Source organism: Actinomadura napierensis (assembly GCF_039529375.1).
GTDB lineage: Bacteria > Actinomycetota > Actinomycetes > Streptosporangiales > Streptosporangiaceae > Spirillospora > Spirillospora napierensis.
On sequence record NZ_BAAAMR010000004.1, the window covers coordinates 75,795 to 94,878 of the forward strand.

17 protein-coding genes are annotated in these 19,084 nt (G+C 73.8%); 10 read left to right on the plus strand and 7 right to left on the minus strand.

The genetic code is table 11. From position 1 onward, the window contains the following. Nucleotides 1–48 precede the first annotated feature (48 nt). The 4 genes from ABD296_RS04040 to ABD296_RS04055 all read right to left on the minus strand — a co-directional run bounded on the left by ABD296_RS04040 (nucleotide 49) and on the right by ABD296_RS04055 (nucleotide 4,037). Complete coding sequence (locus ABD296_RS04040) at nucleotides 49–747, minus strand: anti-sigma factor family protein (protein WP_344261538.1); 699 nt, start codon at nucleotides 745–747, stop codon at nucleotides 49–51. After that, nucleotides 744–2,081, minus strand: a complete 1,338-nt coding sequence (gene tnpB, locus ABD296_RS04045; protein ID WP_344261728.1) for an IS607 family element RNA-guided endonuclease TnpB — start codon at nucleotides 2,079–2,081, stop codon at nucleotides 744–746. The genes ABD296_RS04040 and tnpB overlap by 4 nt, the downstream gene beginning before the upstream one ends. A gap of 113 nt (nucleotides 2,082–2,194) precedes the next feature. Next, complete coding sequence (locus ABD296_RS04050) at nucleotides 2,195–2,791, minus strand: sigma-70 family RNA polymerase sigma factor (protein ID WP_407061439.1); 597 nt, start codon at nucleotides 2,789–2,791, stop codon at nucleotides 2,195–2,197. Nucleotides 2,792–2,927: 136 nt separating this feature from the next. After that, nucleotides 2,928–4,037: a DoxX family protein gene (locus ABD296_RS04055; protein WP_344261540.1), complete on the minus strand. Its 1,110-nt coding sequence runs from the start codon at nucleotides 4,035–4,037 to the stop codon at nucleotides 2,928–2,930. Between the two features lie 52 nt (nucleotides 4,038–4,089). Here ABD296_RS04055 and ABD296_RS04060 point away from each other — a divergent pair, with 52 nt between their 5' ends. Then, the gene (locus tag ABD296_RS04060; RefSeq protein ID WP_344261542.1) at nucleotides 4,090–4,884 is read left to right on the plus strand and encodes an SOS response-associated peptidase; all 795 of its coding nucleotides are present in this window, start codon (nucleotides 4,090–4,092) and stop codon (nucleotides 4,882–4,884) included. Nucleotides 4,885–5,016: 132 nt separating this feature from the next. Beyond that, on the plus strand, nucleotides 5,017–5,349 hold the full coding sequence (locus ABD296_RS04065; RefSeq protein WP_344261544.1) for a TraR/DksA family transcriptional regulator: 333 nt from the start codon (nucleotides 5,017–5,019) through the stop codon (nucleotides 5,347–5,349). Here the strand turns inward: ABD296_RS04065 and ABD296_RS04070 are convergent. Beyond that, complete coding sequence (locus ABD296_RS04070; protein WP_344261546.1) at nucleotides 5,346–6,146, minus strand: class I SAM-dependent methyltransferase; 801 nt, start codon at nucleotides 6,144–6,146, stop codon at nucleotides 5,346–5,348. The two genes, ABD296_RS04065 and ABD296_RS04070, sit on opposite strands and share 4 nt — an antisense overlap. A 443-nt stretch (nucleotides 6,147–6,589) precedes the next feature. Between ABD296_RS04070 and ABD296_RS04075 the strand changes: the two genes are divergently transcribed. From ABD296_RS04075 to ABD296_RS04100, 6 genes are all read left to right on the plus strand, one after another. Next, nucleotides 6,590–7,195 carry a sigma-70 family RNA polymerase sigma factor gene (locus ABD296_RS04075; protein ID WP_344261548.1) on the plus strand — a complete coding sequence of 202 codons (606 nt, stop codon included), beginning with the start codon at nucleotides 6,590–6,592 and terminating at the stop codon, nucleotides 7,193–7,195. Nucleotides 7,196–7,284: 89 nt separating this feature from the next. Then, the gene (rsrA, locus tag ABD296_RS04080) at nucleotides 7,285–7,581 is read left to right on the plus strand and encodes a mycothiol system anti-sigma-R factor (protein WP_344261550.1); all 297 of its coding nucleotides are present in this window, start codon (nucleotides 7,285–7,287) and stop codon (nucleotides 7,579–7,581) included. 93 nt (nucleotides 7,582–7,674) lie between these two features. Continuing rightward, nucleotides 7,675–8,592, plus strand: coding sequence for an NAD-dependent epimerase/dehydratase family protein (locus ABD296_RS04085; protein WP_344261552.1), 918 nt, complete (start codon nucleotides 7,675–7,677; stop codon nucleotides 8,590–8,592). A 517-nt stretch (nucleotides 8,593–9,109) separates the two neighbouring features. Beyond that, on the plus strand, nucleotides 9,110–10,456 hold the full coding sequence (locus tag ABD296_RS04090) for an HD-GYP domain-containing protein (protein WP_344261554.1): 1,347 nt from the start codon (nucleotides 9,110–9,112) through the stop codon (nucleotides 10,454–10,456). Between the two features lie 11 nt (nucleotides 10,457–10,467). Then, nucleotides 10,468–11,811, plus strand: a complete 1,344-nt coding sequence (locus tag ABD296_RS04095) for an HD-GYP domain-containing protein (RefSeq protein ID WP_344261556.1) — start codon at nucleotides 10,468–10,470, stop codon at nucleotides 11,809–11,811. A gap of 111 nt (nucleotides 11,812–11,922) precedes the next feature. Beyond that, nucleotides 11,923–13,272, plus strand: coding sequence for an acetyl-CoA carboxylase biotin carboxylase subunit (locus ABD296_RS04100; RefSeq protein ID WP_344261558.1), 1,350 nt, complete (start codon nucleotides 11,923–11,925; stop codon nucleotides 13,270–13,272). Between the two features lie 17 nt (nucleotides 13,273–13,289). On the opposite strand, the gene ABD296_RS04105 is transcribed toward ABD296_RS04100, so the two are convergent. Beyond that, nucleotides 13,290–14,177: a TlpA family protein disulfide reductase gene (locus ABD296_RS04105; protein ID WP_344261560.1), complete on the minus strand. Its 888-nt coding sequence runs from the start codon at nucleotides 14,175–14,177 to the stop codon at nucleotides 13,290–13,292. Then, on the minus strand, nucleotides 14,174–16,072 hold the full coding sequence (locus ABD296_RS04110) for an ABC transporter ATP-binding protein (RefSeq protein ID WP_344261562.1): 1,899 nt from the start codon (nucleotides 16,070–16,072) through the stop codon (nucleotides 14,174–14,176). Before ABD296_RS04110 ends, ABD296_RS04105 begins: the two co-directional genes overlap by 4 nt. Nucleotides 16,073–16,289: 217 nt before the next feature. Here ABD296_RS04110 and ABD296_RS04115 point away from each other — a divergent pair, with 217 nt between their 5' ends. Beyond that, nucleotides 16,290–16,460: a hypothetical protein gene (locus tag ABD296_RS04115; protein ID WP_192808868.1), complete on the plus strand. Its 171-nt coding sequence runs from the start codon at nucleotides 16,290–16,292 to the stop codon at nucleotides 16,458–16,460. A 101-nt stretch (nucleotides 16,461–16,561) separates the two neighbouring features. Further along, entirely contained in the window at nucleotides 16,562–19,072 is a 2,511-nt protein-coding gene (gene lanL / locus ABD296_RS04120) for a class IV lanthionine synthetase LanL (protein WP_344261566.1), read from the plus strand. Nucleotides 19,073–19,084: the final 12 nt, after the last annotated feature.

Here is a 19,084-nt window from a genome sequence, read left to right on the forward strand (position 1 = left end):
CCCAAGGTTATCGGGCGCACCCGGTAGCGCGGCGAGCGGATTTCCCGCTCAGACGGGGATGGTGAGCAGGGTCCCGCCGCCGTCCACCACCACCTGGAAGCGGCTGATCTCGTCGCGCGACAGGGCCGTAGCGCCCTGCATGGTGAGCGGTTTCGGCGACCCGGGGACGCCGTAGCCGGGCGCCGGGACGCGCCAGCCGCCGACGACCGTCCGCGCGCCCGAAGTCGACACCGCCTCCAGATGGCACTTCAGCGGGCCCTTGACCTTGGCCAGCTCGAAGCTGATCTGCGTGCCCCACTTCTTGTTCACGAGCCCGACCGTGCCGGACGCGCCGGTCCCCGCGTCGGTCGCCTGGTGCCGCTCGCCCACGATCGCCTGCGCCTGGGGCGGCGGCTTCTGCTCGTCGTCGCCGCCCAGCGTCGTCCCGACGCCGACCCCGGCCCGGAACAGCGCGGCGGCCGCCGCCGCGCCGGCCGCGTACGCGACGCGCCGCACCCGCCGGTCCCTGGCCTGCTTGCGCCGGACCAGGTCGATCACCGGCGCGGGCGGTCTCGCGGGCTCCCCCGGGGGCTCGGCCTCCGCCGGATCGACCCCGGAGAGCGCCTCGGCCAGCGCGCCCATCTCGCCCAACTCGGCCCGGCAGACGCCGCACCCCCGCAGATGCGCCTCGAAGGCCCGCCGATCATCGGCTTCGAGAAGCCCTAGCGCATAGGCGCCGACGTCGGTGTGCTCGACCTGAAAACTCATGAGGTCACCGTTACCTGGAACGTGAGCGGATACGGGTATCCGCTGTTCGGGTAGCCGTCGCTTGCGCGGCGGCGGTCCCGGTCTTGCCCGCGTTCGCGGTTGCCGGGTTCCTGCTTCCCGGGCGGCTGCCCGGCGGGGCCGGGTCTGGCATCGCCTCCACAGGCGTTTCGTCTCTCCGCCCCACTGGCGGCGAGGTCACGCAGATTGATTGCGGCATTGACGTCCCGGCCCAGCACCAGGTCGCACGCCTCGCACCGGAAGGTCCGCTCGGACAGCGACAGGCTTGGCTTTCGCCCACCGCAGCCCGAGCAGGTCTTAGAGGAGGGGAACCAGCGGTCGGCCACGACCAGCCGCCCGCCGTTCCATCCGGTCTTGTACTTCAGCATCCGCCGGACGGCTGCGAACCCCTGGTCGGCGACCGCGCGGGCCATCCGCCGGTTGGCGACCATGCCCGTGACGTTCAGGTCTTCCACCACGACGGTCTCGTAGCGGGCCGCCAGGGCGGTGGTGGCCTTGTGCAGCGCGTCCGCGCGGACGTTGGCGACGCGGGCGTGGTGGCGGGCGAGCCGCCCTGCGGCCTTGGCGCGGTTGGCCGACCCTCGCTGTGCGCGGGAGTGGGCTTTGCTCAGCCGCTGGAGTTTGCGCAGCCCGGCCCGCAAGGCCTTCGGCCCGGCGATCTCGGTCACGCCGCCGTGGTCGTCGACGGCGGTCAGCAGCGTCTTCACGCCCAGGTCGACGCCCACGGCGCTGCCTGGCCGGGCGTGCCGCCCGGGAACCGTACGGTCGACCTGCACGGTGAACGACACGAACCAGCGGTGCGCGGCCCGCGACACCGTGGCCGACAGGATCCGCGCCGTCCCGTTCCCCAGCCGGCGGGCCAGTTTGCGGGTGGACTCGTGCGTGGCGATCGTCCCCAGACGCGGCAGCGTGACGGTCCGGCCTGCACAGCGCATCGCCCCGGAGCCGAACCGGAAGGAGTCACGGCACCGGCCCCGCTTCTTGAACCGGGGAAATCCCAGCCGACGCCCCTCGCGGGTGCCATTACGGGAGCGGACGAAGTCACGCAAGGCCCGGTCCAGGTCCCGGAACGCCTCCTGGTACACGCACTTGGAGTTCTCGCTCCACCACCCCAGCGCCGGGTTGGTCTTCTTCACCTGGTTCCACAACCGGTGCAATTCCACCCCGGACCACCACTTGCCCTCGGCGTCGTGACGGTCCCGGCAGGCGTCCAGGCCCCAGTTCCAAGCGAACCGCGCCGCCCCCGCATGCGAGCACAATGCCTGCTTCTGCCGAGGAGTGGGGTCCAGCGCGAACCGGTACGCTTGCGTCACCATCACAACCCGCACCGTAACCGAGGCCACCGACAAACCCCGGTCGGTAAAACCCGGGCGGCGCCAGAGCTCGGATGACACACATCCACAGATGCGCACGTTCGTCCGTATGTCAGTCAAGAGTCCCGCACCCCCCTCTCCTCCAAGGCGACGCGCAGGGCGCGCAGCGCGTAGTAGACGCGGGACTTCACTGTGCCGACCGGGATCCCGAGGTGCTCGGCGGCCTGGTTCACCGTCCGGTCGCGGAGCACCGTCTCGGTCAGCGCCTGCCGGTGCGCGGGCGACAGCGAGGCCAGCGCCTCGGTCACGACGACCTTGCGCAGCAGGCCGTCCATCTCGTCCGCCATCGGGAGGTTCTCCAGGGGGGCGTCGCCGACCTCGGGCGGCCGTACGTCGCGGTGCCGCCGGTCGTCGATCACGATACGCCGGGCCACCGTGGCGAGCCAGGGCATCAGCGAGGACGAGCGGGCGTCCAGCCGGCCGGCGCTGCGCCACGCCCGGATCATCGTCTCCTGCGCCACGTCCTCCGCCCACTGCCGGTCGCCGCCGGTCAGCCGCAGCACGAACGACAGCAGCGGCCGCTGGTACTCCCGGTACAGCTCCGCCACCAGCTCCTCGCCGTCCGGTGCGGGGCGCGGGCCGCCGTCCGGGCCGGGCCTGCGGAGCAGGCTCCGCAGGCCGCCGGTCCGGCGGGTCGATCCGGGTACTGCCATGGCCGGGCGTCTCCGTGTCGGTCGAAGAACCCACGTCGGGGGGCGGTCACCTGGCAGTACGCGGGCGACCCGGGTCGCGGTTCAACGGATTTGAGACCGCGTTAAGGCTCCCTTCGGGAAGCCGGCGCCCGGAGGCTCAGTGCTTGACGGACTGCAACACCTTGCCCGCCTGCACGGCCGTGCCGGTTCCGACCGTCTTGCCGGCCTTCGCGGCCTTGGCGGCCTGCGTCGCGGTGCCCGCCTTGACCGTCTTGCCGGCCTTGGCGGCGCGGGCGGCCTGCGCGGCGGTCTGCGCCTTCACGGTCTTGCCGGCCTGGGACGCCATGCCGGTCGCCTTGCCGGAGGCCCAGCCCGCCTTCCCGGCGGCCTTGCCGCCCTTCAGGCCGAACCGGCCGCCCTTGCCGGACGCCTTGCCGAGCTTCAGCCCGCCGAGCAGCGCGCCGCCCCGGCCGGAGGCCCTCCCGGACGTCCTGCCCAGCTTCATGCCGAGCTTCGCGCCGCCGCCGCGGCGCGACTTGGCGGCCTTGGCGGCCTGCGTCGCGGCGCCGGCCTTGATGGACTTGCCGGCCTGCGACATCAGGCCGGACGCCTTGCCGGACGCCTTCCCGGCCTTGGCGGACGCCTTCGTCAGCTTGGTGCCGAACAGGGCGCCGCCGCCACCGCCGACCTTCGCGGCCCCCTTGGCCGCCTTCCGGCCGCCCTCGGCGCGGGCCACGCGGACCTGCCGGGCCGCCTCCCGGCGGGCCTCCCGCAGCGTCACCGCGGCCTCCCGGCGCATCGCCTTGGCCTCGGCGCCGGACTTGATCTGCGACTCGCGGACGGCGCGGCGCAGCTCCGCCGTGCGCGGCTGGCGGCGCGGCTGCGTCGCCGACATCAGCAGCGCGCCGAACAGGGCGGCGTTCTTGAGCAGGTGGGAGCGCTCGCCGGCGCGGCGCTCGGGGTCGTCCTCGGTCCAGTAGCGGTGCTCGGTCGCCAGCGTCGGCACCATCTGGGCGGCCAGCAGCAGCGTCGTCAGCCGCCGGAACCTGCCCATGACCAGCAGGGCGCCGGTGCCGATGCTGATCGCGCCCTCGATCCGGACGAGGGTCTCGGGGTCCTTCGGCATCCAGTCGATCCGGTCGGCGATCGGCTTCACCGACGGCCCGACCTGCTCGGCGCGCGGGCGCGGATCGCGGACCGCCTCCAGACCGGTCATGATGAACGGGGCCGCCACCAGGGGGCGGGCCAGGGTCTCGATGGGTCGCATGACCCGCTACATGCCCGCCACAAGGCGCCTCAAGCGCGGCAGGATGGGGACCATGTGCGGTCGATATGCCACCACCCGCGCGCGTCAGGAGCTCCTGGACGAGTTCCAGGTGCAGGTCGACGCGGCCGGCGGGGAGATCCAGCCCGACTACAACGTCGCTCCGACGAAACAGGTCCCGGCGGTCCTGAACCGGCGCCCGAAGGACGCGGCCGACGAGGAGGAGGCGGTGCGCCAGCTCCGCACGCTCCGCTGGGGGCTCGTCCCGTCCTGGGCCAAGGACCTGTCGATCGGCTCCCGCATGATCAACGCGCGGGTCGAGACCGTCCACGAGAAGCCGTCGTACCGCCGGGCGTTCGGCAGGCGGCGCTGCCTGCTGCCCGCCGACGGCTACTTCGAGTGGTACACGCTCGAATCCCCGGACGATCCGGCGGAGGGGGAGAAGAAGGCCAAGAGGAAGCCGCAGAAGCAGCCGTTCTTCATCCGCCCGAAAGACGGCGCCGTGATGGCGATGGCCGGGCTTTACGAGCTGTGGAAGCCGCGCGACGACGAGGACGCCGACTGGCTGTGGACCTGCACGGTGATCACCACGAACGCGCCGGACGACCTCGGCCGCATCCACGACCGGATGCCGATGGTCGTCGAGCCCGGGCGGTGGGACGCCTGGCTCGACCCTGAGCTGACCGACCCGGAGCAGGTGCGGGGGCTGCTCGTTCCCGCCATGGCCGGCACGATGGACGCCTTTCCGGTGTCGAAAGCGGTCAACAGCGTGAAAAACAACGGGCCGGAACTCATAGAACCGTCCGGTAATGGGGATAGTTCCGGCAACCATTCCGGCGCCTTGTTCTGACCGGTTCCGACCGCCGCCCCGGCCCCTCCCGGCCCTTCCCCGCTCCGGCGGCCGGAACCCGGCCCGCCATTGCCGGACGGCATTGTCGGTCGGCATTGCCCGGAGACCCCCACCGGGAGGAGTTCGGAGCCCGTGGACGCAGCCGCAGCCCGTTCCCGCCTGCAGGCCATGATCGAGGACCTGGATCGTTCCATCGCCATTCTGCGCGGGGAGGGCCCGGAGCGCGACCCGTCCCCGGCGGACGCCGGCTCCGGCCTTTCCGACCGCGACCGCGTCGAGGCCGCGCTCGACTCCCTGCGCCGGCACCGCGCCGCGGTCCAGGCCGCCCTGGACCGCGTCGGCGCCGGCACCTACGGACGGTGCGTCGGCTGCGGCCGTCCGGTCCCCGAAGGGCGCCTGGAGGCCCGTCCGGACGCCGCCCGCTGCGTGCCCTGCCAGGCCAAGCACGACCGCCGGGGCCGCTAGAGCCGCTTGGCGCTGGCCAGGAGGTGGAAGCCCAGCGACTCGTCCCCGGCCGGGGCGTTCAGCTCGGTGCGGACGAGGCGGGGCAGCGCGTCCGGGGACGAGGACAGCACGTGCTCGACGGTCGACGGGGACAGCGCCGTGCGCGGCCTGATCCAGCAGACCTCCAGCCCGACCTCGGCGAGCAGCTCGCGGAGCTGGTCCGCGCCGAAGCAGCGGGTGATCGTCCCGTCCGGCCAGGGCACCAGGACGACCTCCGCGCTCGGCACGTCCGACAGGTGCGCCCAGTGGCTCTGCTCGGCCAGCAGCGCCATGCCGAGCGTCAGGGAGTCCACGCACAGCAGGACGCGGCCGCCCGGCCGCAGCACCCGGGCGATCTCGGCGACGGTCTCCTCGGTGGCCAGATGCCGCGACAGCACCCGGTTCTCGGCGAGGACGGCGTCCATGGAGGCGTCGCCGAGGAAGGCGAGCGACCCCGAGTCCCCGAGGATCTTGACCGTCCCGTTCCCCGGGCCGGCCCGCCCGTCGCCGGACGCCCCGTCGGCGGGCGCTCCGGCCGTGCGGCGCGCGAGCAGGGGGTCGCGGACCTCGACGACGGAGTGGCCGGCCTCGGCGGCGCGCTCCGCGCAGCGGCCGTGGTCGCCGGAGATGTCGAGGACGCGCGACGGCCTGCGCGGCAGCCAGCGCGCCAGCTGCGCGTCGGCCACCGCCCAGTAGAACCTCCAGTAGCGCGCCAGCGCGTCGCCCTCGGGGGAGTCGCGCAGGCTGGCGATGGTGGGCTCGGGAGGTCGCGCCGGCACCGGTAGCAACGTTTGCTCCTGTTCTCGCCGTGTATGTCAGTTCTTCCCCATCAGGGCCCGGTCATCACCCTCCGTGCAGGCCGGGGGGAGGTGGCCCGGCCCGCGCGGGAAGTTCCGGAACCTTTTCCGCGCACGGCTCCCGGTCGGGGAATCGGCGGGCGCGTCCCGGCGTTGCACCGTCTCATAACCGTCCGCATAAAGCGGTGCGGGCGCGGCGGACAAGGCCGCGCCGGCCGTGCGGCGGGCGGCGCCAAGCACGAGTACAGCGGAGGTGCAGGCCGATGACCACAGCCGTTGCCGATTACCCGCGCGGCGCGGGGGTAGTGTCCCCGCCCGGCGGCGCGCGCGCCCCCGAGGGCGTGATGAGGCAGCGCGGCCCGATATCGTCTGTGGGATACGACGCCACGAGGCCGGCCAAGGCCAAGGGCGCCACAGTCAAGGGGGTGGGTCAGGTACCGGGTACCACGGAGACCGTTGAGCAGCGCCAGGAGCGGTTCCAGCGCGACGTGCTCCCGTTCTTGGACCAGCTGTACTCGGCCGCGCTGCGCATGACGCGCAACCCGGCGGACGCCGAGGATCTCGTACAGGAGACCTTCGCCAAGGCGTTCGCGTCCTTCCACCAGTTCAAGGAAGGCACCAACCTCAAGGCGTGGCTGTACCGCATCCTGACCAACACGTTCATCAACTCCTACCGCAAGCGGCAGCGGCAGCCGCAGCAGTCGGCCACCGAGGAGATCGAGGACTGGCAGCTCGCGCGCGCGGAGTCGCACACCTCCAGCGGCCTGAAGTCCGCTGAAGCGGAGGCGCTGGAGCACCTGCCAGACTCCGACGTCAAGCGGGCGCTGCAGGACCTGCCGGAGGAGTTCCGCATCGCCGTCTACCTCGCCGACGTCGAGGGCTTCGCCTACAAGGAGATCGCCGACATCATGGGCACGCCCATCGGCACCGTGATGTCGCGCCTCCACCGCGGGCGGCGGCAGTTGCGGGGCATGCTGGAGGACTACGCTCAGGACCGCGGCCTGACGCGCACCACCGGGGGACCGGCATGAGCCGGGGACGCGCCGGACGCGCAGAGCGGAGCGACATGCCGGACACCGCGGCCGGGCGCGGCGCGGTGAGCGAGAGGGGTGCGTGAGCCATGAGCTGTGGCGACCACCACGAAACGTCCTGCGAAGAGGTCCTCGCACGCGTCTACAGCTACATTGACGGCGAGCTGGACCAGGGCGGCTGCGGCGAGGTGCGCGAGCACCTCGACGAGTGCGGGCCCTGCCTGCGCGAGTACGGCCTCGAGGAGGCCGTCAAGAAGATCGTGAACAAGTCCTGCGGCTGCGAGCAGGCGCCGGTCGAGCTGCGCTCCAAGGTGCTCGGCCGGATCGAGGAGATCTGCGGCGAGATCAAGGCCTCCGGCGGCGCGGGCGCGTCCGAGTCGGCCTGAGCCCGAGCCCTGATGCCCGGGGCCGGCCCCTGATGTCCGGGGCCGGACGCGCGGGGCATGATCGCCCGGTGGCGGGCTGGGTATCGTGCTGGAGTGCTCGCTCTCGTCACCGGCGCCGCCGGCTTCATCGGGTCCCATCTCGTCGACCGGCTCCTCGCCGACGGCCATGAGGTCGTCGGCGTGGACGACCTGTCGTCGGGCGCCAACCTCAACCCGGCGGTCGAGCTGTGGCGGATGGACGTGGCCGATCCCGCGCTGGCCGACCGCGTCGCGGAGCGCCGTCCCGAGGTGATCTGCCATCTCGCGGCACAGGTGAGCGTCCGCGCCAGCGTGGCCGATCCGCTGCACGACGCGCGGGTCAACGCGGTGGGGACGGCGAACGTGCTGGAGGCGGCGCGCGCGGCGGGGAGCCGCAAGGTCGTGTTCACCTCCAGTTGCGCGGTGTACGGGGTGCCGGACGCGCTGCCCGTCCCGCCGGACGCGCCGCTGCGTCCGGCGTCGCCCTACGCGGCGTCCAAGGTGTCGGGCGAGGTGTACGCCGGGATGTACAGGGCGCTGCACGGGCTCGACTACACGACGCTGACGCTGGCGAACGTGTACGGGCCGCGGCAGACGCCCGAGGGCGAGGCCGGCGTGATCTCGATCTTCACCGACGCGCTGCTGGCGGGCCGTCCGACGCGGGTGTTCGGGGACGGCCGGCAGACCCGCGACTACGTGTACGTCCTGGACGTGGTGGACGCGTTCGCGCGCGCGACGGGCGGGGCGGGCGGCGGCGGGCGGTTCAACGTGGGGACGGGCCTGCAGACGACCGACCGCGACCTGCACGGGCTCGTCGCCGCCGCGGTGGGCGCGCCGGACGAGCCGGAGTTCGCGCCGCCGCGCCTGGGCGACCTGCCCGCGATGGCGGTGGACCCGGGGCCGACGCGCGCGGCGCTCGGCTGGGAGCCGCGGGTGAGCCTCGTGGACGGCCTCGCCGAGACGGCCGCCTGGGCCCGCGGACGCACCGCCTGATGCCGGAGACCTGTGGGAATGCGGGTTTGGTGCCATTGATGGGTTGATTCGGGGCGGTTTAAGAATGCCATTTGCAGATGCACGTGCATGGGGATTGTGCAGAGGCATTGTGCGGGTACGCTCGGTGCATTATCCCCGGCAATTGATCACTTAAAGTGACGCCTGCTTCACGCTTTGCTCACGATTCCCCGCATGCCTGTGTGACCTGGGCAGTTCGCGTTAGGCTTGTGCCGAAATCAGCGACGGGAACGCGTGCACGCCTCGTGAATTCGGGGTATGTGCGGTTCCGGGAGACCGGGGCCGTCCGGATCCGGTGGTCCGGCCGCGCGCCGGCCGACCCGGTCAGACGGGGGAGGCGGAAGCCATGCTCAAGCGCGAGATTCCGGCCGTGCGAGGCCGGTGCCCGGAGGCCACGATGTCGCTGACGATGCCCGAGGGCGTTTCCTGGGTCTAGTGCCGGCAGGCACGCTCGATCCCGGCGGCGGCCCGCTCGTTCGTCACTCCCTAAGGGGCGGCAATGCGTGGACTACCTCTCGCTGCCTGGGCGTACGTGTGCGGTGTGGTCGCGCTCGCGGCCGCGGTCATCGCCACGTCGTCCTTCGCGGGGGTGGACTGGACCAAGCTGGCCGTACTGGCACTGCTGTTCCTGATCTGCGACTCGGCGCCCGCCCGGCTGAACGTGGAGCGGGCCCGGGTCTCGCTGAGCTTCGCCGCCAGCCTGGCGGGGGTCGTGCTGCTCGGCCCGGCCGGCGCGGCGCTGCTCGGGCTCAGCGCCCTGGTCACCGGCCAGCGGTTCTTCGCGCCCGAGAAGCGCGCCTTCAACGGCGCCCAGTTCGCGCTCAGCGGCTTCTGCGCCGGCACGGTCTTCGACCTGCTCGGCGGTGACCGCTTCCATCCCGAGCAGACCCGCTGGGTGGAGAACGTGATCGGCCCGTTCCTCGGCGCCCTGGTCACCTTCGTGCTGGTCAACCTGCTGCTGATGGCCGGGGTCCTGCTGCTGTCCCGGCAGGCCGACCCGCGCGAGCTGCTGCACGAGAGCGGCCAGCTCGCCGTCGGCTGCCTCGGCTACGGCATGGTCGGCCTGCTGATCGCCGGGCTGTGGCCGCGGATCGGCGCCTTCGCCGCCGTGCTGGTGCTGCTGCCGCTGTTCATCGCCCGCTGGGCGATGGACCAGGCGTACGGGCAGCAGCAGGCGCACGCCGCCACCCTCGCCGCGCTCTGCCAGGCCGTCGAGACCAAGGACTACTACACCCGCGGCCACTCCGAGCGGGTCTCCCGCGGCTCGGTGATGATCGCCCAGGAGATCGGCATGCGCGCCGACCGGGTCGAGGCGATCCGGTACGCGGGCATGCTGCACGACGTCGGCAAGCTCGGCGTGCCGACCAAGGTGCTGCAGAAGTCGGGCTCGCTCACCGAGGAGGAGTTCGCCGCGATCCAGCTGCACCCGATGCGCGGGCTGGAGATCGTCCGGGAGATCGGGTTCCTGGACGAGGCGCTCGCCGGGATCATGCACCACCACGAGAAGGTGAACGGCCGCGGCTACCCGATGGGCCTGGCCGGCGACGAGATCCCCGAGTTCGCCCGGGTGATCTCCGTCGCGGACGCGTTCGACTCGATGACCTCCACCCGCTCCTACCGGGCCGCCCGCACCGTGGGCGAGGCCGTGGCGGAGCTGCGCCGCGGCATGGGCGACCACTTCGACCCGCCGATGGTGGAGGCGTTCCTGCGCGCGCTGGACCGGGACGGCTGGGAGCCGCCGCGGCCGGTCGTGCTGCCGGACGACGACGTCGTCGAGACCACCCAGCAGGACCACGACGACCCGAGCGCCCCGCTGCGGGTCGCCGGAGACGAAGCACGGCGGTGACCGGACCCCCCATGAGCAGCACCCAGATCCGGGCCCGCCGCGAGCGGGCCGCGTGGCAGACCATCGACTCCGGCCAGCTGCTGCTGATCGCGACCGCCGGGCTGTTCGTCATCGTCGCGATCACCGAGGTCGCCGCGGCCGGGCTGCGGCAGCCCAACGTCGCGATCATCTTCGGCGTGCTGATCGCGCTCGGCGAGCTGTTCCGGATGGTGATGCCCGGCAACCGCGAGGTCGCGCCGATCGCCAGCGCCGGCGCGATGGGTTACGCGCTGCTGGTCGGCATCGGCCCCGAGGGCGCCCCGCCGGACGCCCCGCTCGGCGTCGTCCCCGCCGAGCATTCCCCGCTGCAGGTCGTCGCGGTGACGTCGGTCGGCATGCTGGTCGGCTCGCTGCCGCACATCCTGGTCGGCCGGTCGCCGCGGCCCGACGCGATGGCGCGGCGGCTGTTCACCGTCGCGATCGTGGCGCTGTGCTTCCGGCCGATGCTGTCGCTCGGCCTGCCCTGGCAGCTGCTCCTCGCGGTGATGGGCCTGGTCGTCGTGCTGTCGTGCTTCACCGACGTGCTGATCGCCGCGATGATCCGGGCGGAGGCGGTGCGGGCCCGGTTCGGCATCGCGCTGCGCGACGAGATCGACGCGAAGATGGCGCTGTGCGCGGCGACCAGCGCCACCGCGATGCTGATCGCGGTCGCGACCACCGCGATGGGCGAGGCCGCGCTGCTGATCTTCACGGTGCCGATCCTGGTCACCCAGTTCGCGTTCCGCCGGTACGCGGGGATCCGCGCGACGTACCTGCAGACCGTCCGGGCGCTGTCGCGGGTCACCGAAGTCGGCGGGTACGTCGAGACCGGGCACTCGCGCCGGGTGTCGCGGCTGTCGGTGGCGATGGGACGCGAGCTCGGCATGTCCGAGGAGGAGCTGCTGGAGCTGGAGTACGCGGCGCTGATGCACGACATCGGGCAGCTGTCGCTGGGCGACCCGATCCCCGGCGGCGCGACCGTGCTGGCCTCGCCCGCCGAGCAGCGCCGCATCGCCGAGCTGGGCGCCGAGGTCATCAAGCAGACCGGCGTGCTGGACCGGGTCGCGCAGATCGTCCAGCTGTCCTCGCACCCGTACCGGACGGGCCCGGAGACGGCCGGCGGGCCCGGGGAGGACGAGCGGCCCGCGACGGCGCCGCCGCTGGCGGGGCGCATCATCAAGGTCGCCAACGCCTACGACGACCTGGTGGGCGACTCCGCCGACCGCGACCGCGGCGCCGCCGTGCTGGAGCGGCTGCGGCTGGACTCGGCCGCCGAGTACGACCCGACGGTCGTGGAGGCGCTCAGCCGCGTCGTCGACCGCCGCCCCCGCCCCTGACCGCCTCTCGTCCGCGGACGGCCGCGCAGGCGGGCCGGACGCGCTAGGGTCGGCCGGGTCGGGCGCGGGAGAACCGGACGCGCCGCCGTCGCGCCGAAGGGGAGTCCGCAGGTGTTCGAGTCCGTGCTCGTGGCGAACCGGGGAGAGATCGCCGGCCGTGTCGTGCACACCGCCCGCGCCATGGGACTCAAGGCCATCGCGGTGTACTCCGAGGCCGACGCCGACCTGCCGTACGTCGCCGAGGCGGACGAGGCGGTGCTGATCGGCCCCGCCGACCCGGCCCGCAGCTACCTGAACGCGGCGGCGATCCTGGAGGCCGCGCACCGCACGAACGCGCAGGCGGTCCACCCCGGCTACGGGTTCCTCGCCGAGAACGCCGCGTTCGCCGGGCGGGTCGCCGAGCGCGACCTGGTCTGGGTCGGGGCGCCGCCGCTGACGATCGCCCGGATGGGCGACAAGATCAACGCCCGGAACCTGATGAAGGAGGCGGGCGTCCCGGTCGCGCCCGGCGCGTGGGAGCCCGTCCCGGACGCGGCGACCGCCCTGGAGGAGGCCGAGCGGATCGGCTACCCGGTGATGGTGAAGCCCGCCGCCGGCGGGGGCGGCGCCGGGCTGGCCGCCGCGTACGACGAGGCGTCGCTGCGCACCGCGTTCGAGACGGCCCGCACCCAGGCCCGGCGGCTGTTCGGGCACGGCGACATCCTGCTGGAGCGGTACGTGGAGGGCGCCCGGCACGTCGAGGTGCAGATCCTCGGCCTGGCGGACGGCACCGTCGTCGCGCTGGGGGAGCGGGACTGCTCGGTCCAGCGCCGGTTCCAGAAGGTCGTCGAGGAGACCCCGTCGCCCGGCGTCGGCGCGGCGCTGCGCGAGCGGATGCTGGCCGCCGCCGTCCGCGCGGGCCGGGCCGTCGGGCACCGCGGCGCCGGGACCGTCGAATGGCTGGTCGACCCGTCCGCGCAGGAGTTCTTCTTCCTGGAGATGACCACCCGGTTGCAGGTCGAGCACCCCGTCACCGAGTTGGTCACCGGCGTCGACCTGGTCGAGCAGCAGTTCCGGATCGCGGCGGGCGAACCCGTCGCCGAGCCCGTCACCGCGGTCGGGGCCGCGCCGCGCGGGCATGCGATCGAGTTCCGCGTCCACGCCGAGGACCCGGAGCTGTTCGTCCCCGGCCCCGGGAAGATCAAGGTGTGGGAGGAGCCGGTCGGCGACGGCATCCGCATCGACGCCGGCTACGCCGAGGGCAACACCGTCACCGGGCACTACGACTCCCTGCTGGCCAAGCTGTGCGTGCACGGCGACGACCGCGCGCACGCCCTGGCCCGCGCCCGCGCCGCGCTGGGCGCGTTCCGCATCGAGGGGCTCGCGACGAACCTGCCGTTCCTGGCGGAGCTGCTCGACTATCCGGAGTTCGCGGCCGGCGGCTACGACACCGGCGTGGTGGCGCGCATGCGGGCCCGCTGACCACCGGTCTGCCGGGTTCAGCGGGCGGGGCGCGGCCTCGCCGACTCCGCCTGCTGCAGGAGGGCGTGGAACCGCGCGGGCGTGTCCGCGCCGCCCGCCGCGAGGACGGTCCCGCCGGCGTCGGTGACGACGGCGTACGGCGGCCACGGGATGTCGTTGGCGTCGTAGACGCCGGGGTCGGTCACCAGCGGCAGGGTGACGCCGTGCTCGTCCAGGTGCCGCCGGACGTCCCGCTCGTCCGCCGCGCTCACCAGCACCACCCGCCGCCCGGACGCGGCCTCGGCGAACACCGGCAGCATGGTCCGGCAGGTGCCGCACGCCGGTGAGATCAGCACGAAGACCGTCGGGGCCTCGATCGCCGCGTTCAGCGCGAAGGGCGTTCCGGGACGCGGGCCGGCGGGCGTCGGAGCCTCCGGCTCGCGGACCCCGGGACGCGGCCGGGGCACCCCGGCGACCACGCCCAGGAAGACCGCCGCGAGGACCGGCTGCACCGGCGAGAACGGCGCGGGTCCGGCGACCGCCGCCATGACGGCGAGCAGCAGGAGCAGCGCCGTCCGGGCCACCGACGCGGCGCCGACCGGCGTCGGGCGGCGGGCCGAGCCGAAGCAGCCGCAGTCGATCCGCATGCCGCGCCGCAGCACCGCGGCCATCGCGCCGAGGAACGCCGCGAACAGCGCCGCCGCGGCCAGCGCGCCCCAGCGCCGCGTGGCGGGCACCGCCAGCAGCACGGCCGCCGCGACCTCGGCGGACAGCACCGCCACCGCCGCGGCCCGGGTCAGCCGGCCGGGCATGACGCGGTACGCCTCGATCGCCGCCGCGAAGCCGCGCACGTCGCGGACCTTGCCGACGGCCGCGACCAGCAGCACCGCGATCAGCCCCGGCCACGCCGACGCCAGGACGGTCACGCCACCTCCTGCGGATCCGGCTGGAACGCCGACGCCTGGAGCCGGTACAGATCGGCGTACAGGCCGTCCGCCGCGAGCAGGTCGGCGTGCGCGCCGCTCTCGGCGACGCGTCCGTGGTCCAGCACGTAGATGCGGTCGGCGAAGCGGACGCTCGCCAGCCGGTGGGTGATCAGCACGACCGTCCGGCCGTCCGCGTGCCGCCGGATCCGCTCGAACAGGGCGTGCTCGGCGCGGGCGTCCAGGGCCGAGGTCGGCTCGTCGAAGATGACCAGCGCGGCGTCCCGGTAGAAGCCGCGCGCGGCGGCGATGCGCTGCCACTGCCCGCCCGACAGGTCGTGGCCGCCCCGGAAGCGCCGGTCCAGCAGCGCGTCGTACCCGTCCGGCAGCTCGTCGACGACCCGGTCGGCGCCCGCGGCCGCCGCGGCGGTCACGAGCAGGTCCTCGTCGAGCGGCCGGCCCATCACGATGTTCTCCCGGACGGTCAGCGGCCAGCGCGTGTGGTCCTGCGCGATCACCGCGACGCGCCGGCGGAGCGCGTCGCCGTCCAGGCCGGCGAGGTCGGCGTCGTCCCAGAAGATCGTCCCGGAGTCGGGGCGGTACAGCCCGGCGAGCAGCTTGGCCAGCGTCGTCTTGCCCGAGCCGTTCTCGCCGACCAGCGCGATCACCTCGCCGCGGCCCACAGTGACGCTGACGTCGGTGAGCGCGGGCGTGCTCGCGCCCGGGTACCGGAACGACACCCGGTCGGCGGTGATGCGGCCGAAGTCCCCGGCGGGCGGCGCGGCGCCGTCCGGCGGCGGGAGCCGTTCGGCGGCCAGCGCGCGGAAGTTCAGGTAGTCGCCGAAGTACAGGCCCGCCTCGTACAGCTTGTTCAGGCTCAGCACGCACGCCGCGAGCGACGACTGCCCGGCCCGGATCGCCAGCACGGCGGCGCCCGCGACCGACAGCGCGATGACGCCGCCGGCGAGCAGGCCGCCGAGCGCGCAGTAGACGCCGACGGTGGCGACGCCGGTGAGCAGGTCGCCGGCCGCCTTGGCGCCGGTCTGGCGGCGCGCGACGTCCAGCTGGACGCGCTGCTCGAGCTCCGCGACCCGGTCGTACTCGCCGAGCAGGAAGCCGCGCAGGGTGAACGCGCGGACCTCGGCGGCGGGCTGCCGCTCGGCCATCAGGTCCGACAGCATGAACTTGCGCCGCCGCGCCGCCGACAGCCGGTAGAACGCCGCGTACCGCAGCCGCGCCGTCTTCAACGCGGCCCAGCCCGCGGGCACGGCCGTGACCAGCAGCAGCGGCATCAGCGCGGGATGCAGCAGGCCGAGCGCGACGGCGGGCGCGGCCAGCCCGACCGCGCCGGTCAGCACGCCGACCGTCATCTCCACGACGGTGGCGGTGTCGGGCACGCCGTTGTCGCGGGCCCGGCGCATCGCGTTGTGGAACTCGTGGTCGTCGAACGCGGTCAGCTCCACCCGGGTCGTCAGCTCGAACAGCCGCGTCTCCGCCTGCCGCTCGACCTGCGGCTTCAGCCGGGTCTGTGCCCAGCCGGCGGCGGTGAGCAGCGCGCCCCGCAGCCCCGCCGCCGCGCCCACCAGCGCGAGCGCGGGCAGCGCCGCGCGGACCCGTCCGGGCGTCGGCCCGGCCGCGAACAGCGACGCCAGGACGTCGGAGGTGGCCAGCAGGCCGAACGCGGTGAACACCCCGGCCGCGAGGTTGCCGCCGAGCGCCACCGCCGTGTCGCGCCGGGTCGCCTGCCAGGCGAGCCGGACGGCCGCCGCGACCAGCGCCGGAAACCGCCGCAGCATCGCCGGGAGACCGGCTTTCAGCAGTTCCTCGTCGCGGCTTTCCCAATAGGTGATTTCGAGCCCCGACCTGTCGTCGGCGAGGGCCGGGGAACGTCGGAACACAGGGCCAACCTAGATCATCGAATGTCGGGTGTAAATGCCTCGTTGCACCCGCCGTGTTCGGCGCCGCCGCACCGGTGACAAATCACTGTCTGGACAGCCCGCTGATCATCTGCCCATAATGCGTCCGTTTGATCCGGGGACCCGGCGCCACCCGATGCCGGCTTCCCGCTCAGGTCCCGAACGGCCGCCCGAACGGCGGTCAAGGAAGGAGCCCCCCATGTCCGTGCTCGCCCTGGAGCCCCGCGACGCCGGCGTCCTCGACCCGGAAGACCTCGACGTGGACTTCGAGATGGAACTGCTGGAACTGCTGCACGGCCCGCAGGCCTGCGTGAACACCTGCAAGCGCACGGTGTGCAGCAGTTACCCGTGCTGCCCCTCCATCGTCTGACCCCTCACTGACGCACGCGGGAAAGGCCATTGGCTCCCACCGGTGGCCTCTTCCTGCGCGTCCGCCATTGCCGGGTCACGCACCGCGATCGAAGGGCGACAATGGAACCATCGGTATTTCAGCGCATTTCCACAATTGCCCACGAGCGTGGTAGGGAAATCCGGTCGGACGACACCTGGATCAGCGTGCGCGATCCCGGCTTCGCGGCGCCCCGGCAGGGCTGGAAACTGCACGTGTCCGCGCGGCCCGGCACGTTCGCGGAGACGCTCGAACGCATCCTTCCGCTGCTGCTGGCCACACCGTGCGATTTCAAGGTGGCGCGCTCCACCGAGATGCTGCGCGAGCTGAACTCCGGCGACCTCGACGCGGCGTCCGTCGGCAAGGCCGTCACCGTCTACCCGCCGCAGGACGCGGTCACCCGGCTCGGGCACGCGCTCGCCACCGCCCTCACCGGCATGGCCGGTCCGCGCGTGGTCAGCGACCGCCGCGTCCGCCCCGACGCCCCCGTCTACTACCGCTACGCCCCGTTCGCGCCGCAGTACAAGGTGGACGACAACGGCGACTTCGAGCTGGTCGTCGTCGGCCCGGACGGTGAGGCCGAACCCGGCGCGGCCGGCGTCGAGTTCACCTGCCCGTCGTGGGCGACCGACCCGTTCCGCCCGCCCGCACCGGCCGCAGCCGCCCCCCCCGGCCCGGCGGCGCCGCGCGCCCGGACGATCGGCGGCCGCTACCGCGTGACCACCGGGGTGATGCGCGGGCCGCGCGGCAACGTCTACCGGGCCGAGGACGCGGGCGGGCGGCCCGTCGTCGTCAAGGAGGCCCGCGCCTACGTCGGGGAGCACCCCGAGGGCTACGACCTGCGGATGTACCTGCGCAACGAGCTGCGCGTCCTGACCGTCCTCGCCGGTGTCGACGGCGTCCCGGAGGCGCTCGACCACTTCCGGCACGGCGAGGACGAGTTCCTGGTCATGAGCGACGCCGGCGCCACCGACCTCAACCGGCACGTGGCCGAGCACGGCGCGCTCACCGGCCGCGAGCTCGCGGACCTGGCGTCCCGGCTGCTCGCCGTCCTCGACGCGGTGCACGCGCGGGGCGTGGTCGTCCGCGACCTGTCGCCCAAGAACGTGGTGCTCGGCGAGGACGGCGGCTGCACGATCATCGACTTCGGCACCAGCCGCCACGGGGACCTGCAGATGCCGGGCTGGAGCCGCGGTTACAGCGTCCCCGACCAGCGCACCGGCCGCCCGTCGGAGCCGTCCGACGACCTGTTCTCGCTCGGCGCGACGCTGTTCTTCGCGGCCACCGGGATGAACCCCGTCATCATCGACCCCGACCCGGAACGCGGCGTCGAGCGGTCGCTGCAATGCCTGGCGCGGATGTCGCCGGGCGGCGGCGTGGTCGCGCTCGTGCCGCGGCTGCTCAGCCTCGACCCCGGCGTCCGGACGCGCGCCGCCGCCGAGATCCGGGCCGGACGCCACGCGACCGCGAAGGCCACGGCCCCGGTGTCCACCCCGAGCCTGACCGGCGGCCTGCTGTCGTCCGTCCTCGCGCACACCGTGCGCGAGTGCGCCCGGTTCGCCGAGCAGCTCATGGACGAGCCGGAGGACCGCCGGACGAGCCCGCCCGTCACCAACGTCTACGCCGGTTCGGCGGGCGTCGGGATGGAGCTGCTCCAGCACCCCGAGGGCAAGGCCGCGGGCGCCGACCTCGCCCGCTGGACGGCCGCGAACATGCCCGCCGCGAACCTGCCCGCCTCGCTGTACTTCGGCCTCACCGGCACTGCCGTCTTCCTGGCCTCCGCCGGGGTCGCGATGCCGCGGCCCGTCCGCACGTCCGGCGGCGAGCGCGCGGACCAGGCGCACGGCGTCGCCGGCATCGGCACCGGCCACCTCCTCCTCGACGCCCTCGCACCCGATCCGGCCAACGCCGCGATGGCGGCCGAGTGCGCCCGGCGGCTGCTGGCGGGCGACGTCGCCGCGCCCGACGCGGCCGTGTCGGTCGAGCAGCCCGGCTCCGGCGTCGCCGTCGACACCGCGTTCGCGCACGGCGACGCGGGCGTCGCCGACTTCCTGCTGGCCTACCACCGGGCCACCGGCGACGCCGCCGCCGGGACCGCCGCCCGCGACGCGTTCGCCGCCCTCGCCGAGAGAACGGCCGCGCTCGTCGACGAGTTGGACGGCCCGGCCGCGCGTCCCATGGGCGCCTCGTGGTGCCAGGGCATGTCCGGCGTCGTCGGCGCGATGTTGCGCGCCGCCCGCGCCTACGACGACGCGCACTACCTCGACCTGGCCGAACGCGGTGCCCGCGCCTGCCTGGCGATCGCGCCGCGCGCATGGGTGTCGTCCCAGTGCTGCGGCCTCGCGGGCATGGGGGAGGCGCTCATCGACGTCGCCCTGGCCACGGGCGACGACGCGTACTGGCGGGGAGCCGAGGAGATCGTCGAGCTGATGCTCGTGCGCAGCGGCGGTGAGCCGGGACGGCCGGTCTTCGCCGGCAACGACCTCGACACCCAGGCGTTCACCTGGGGCACCGGCACGGCGGGCATCCTGTCGTTCCTGCGCCGCCTGGACGCCCGCTCCGGCCCCCGCCTCTGGACGTCCCCGGCCGTCTAGAACGTCAGGGAG

Coding starts and splice junctions, on each gene's coding strand:
- lanL (WP_344261566.1), top strand. CDS start 16,562: ATGGAACCATCGGTATTTCAGCGCATTTCCACAATTGCCCACGAGCGT.
- ABD296_RS04090 (WP_344261554.1), top strand. CDS start 9,110: ATGCGTGGACTACCTCTCGCTGCCTGGGCGTACGTGTGCGGTGTGGTC.
- tnpB (WP_344261728.1), bottom strand. CDS start 2,081: ATGGTGACGCAAGCGTACCGGTTCGCGCTGGACCCCACTCCTCGGCAG.
- ABD296_RS04060 (WP_344261542.1), top strand. CDS start 4,090: ATGTGCGGTCGATATGCCACCACCCGCGCGCGTCAGGAGCTCCTGGAC.
- ABD296_RS04040 (WP_344261538.1), bottom strand. CDS start 747: ATGAGTTTTCAGGTCGAGCACACCGACGTCGGCGCCTATGCGCTAGGG.
- rsrA (WP_344261550.1), top strand. CDS start 7,285: ATGAGCTGTGGCGACCACCACGAAACGTCCTGCGAAGAGGTCCTCGCA.
- ABD296_RS04095 (WP_344261556.1), top strand. CDS start 10,468: ATGAGCAGCACCCAGATCCGGGCCCGCCGCGAGCGGGCCGCGTGGCAG.
- ABD296_RS04115 (WP_192808868.1), top strand. CDS start 16,290: ATGTCCGTGCTCGCCCTGGAGCCCCGCGACGCCGGCGTCCTCGACCCG.
- ABD296_RS04055 (WP_344261540.1), bottom strand. CDS start 4,037: ATGCGACCCATCGAGACCCTGGCCCGCCCCCTGGTGGCGGCCCCGTTC.
- ABD296_RS04050 (WP_407061439.1), bottom strand. CDS start 2,791: ATGGCAGTACCCGGATCGACCCGCCGGACCGGCGGCCTGCGGAGCCTG.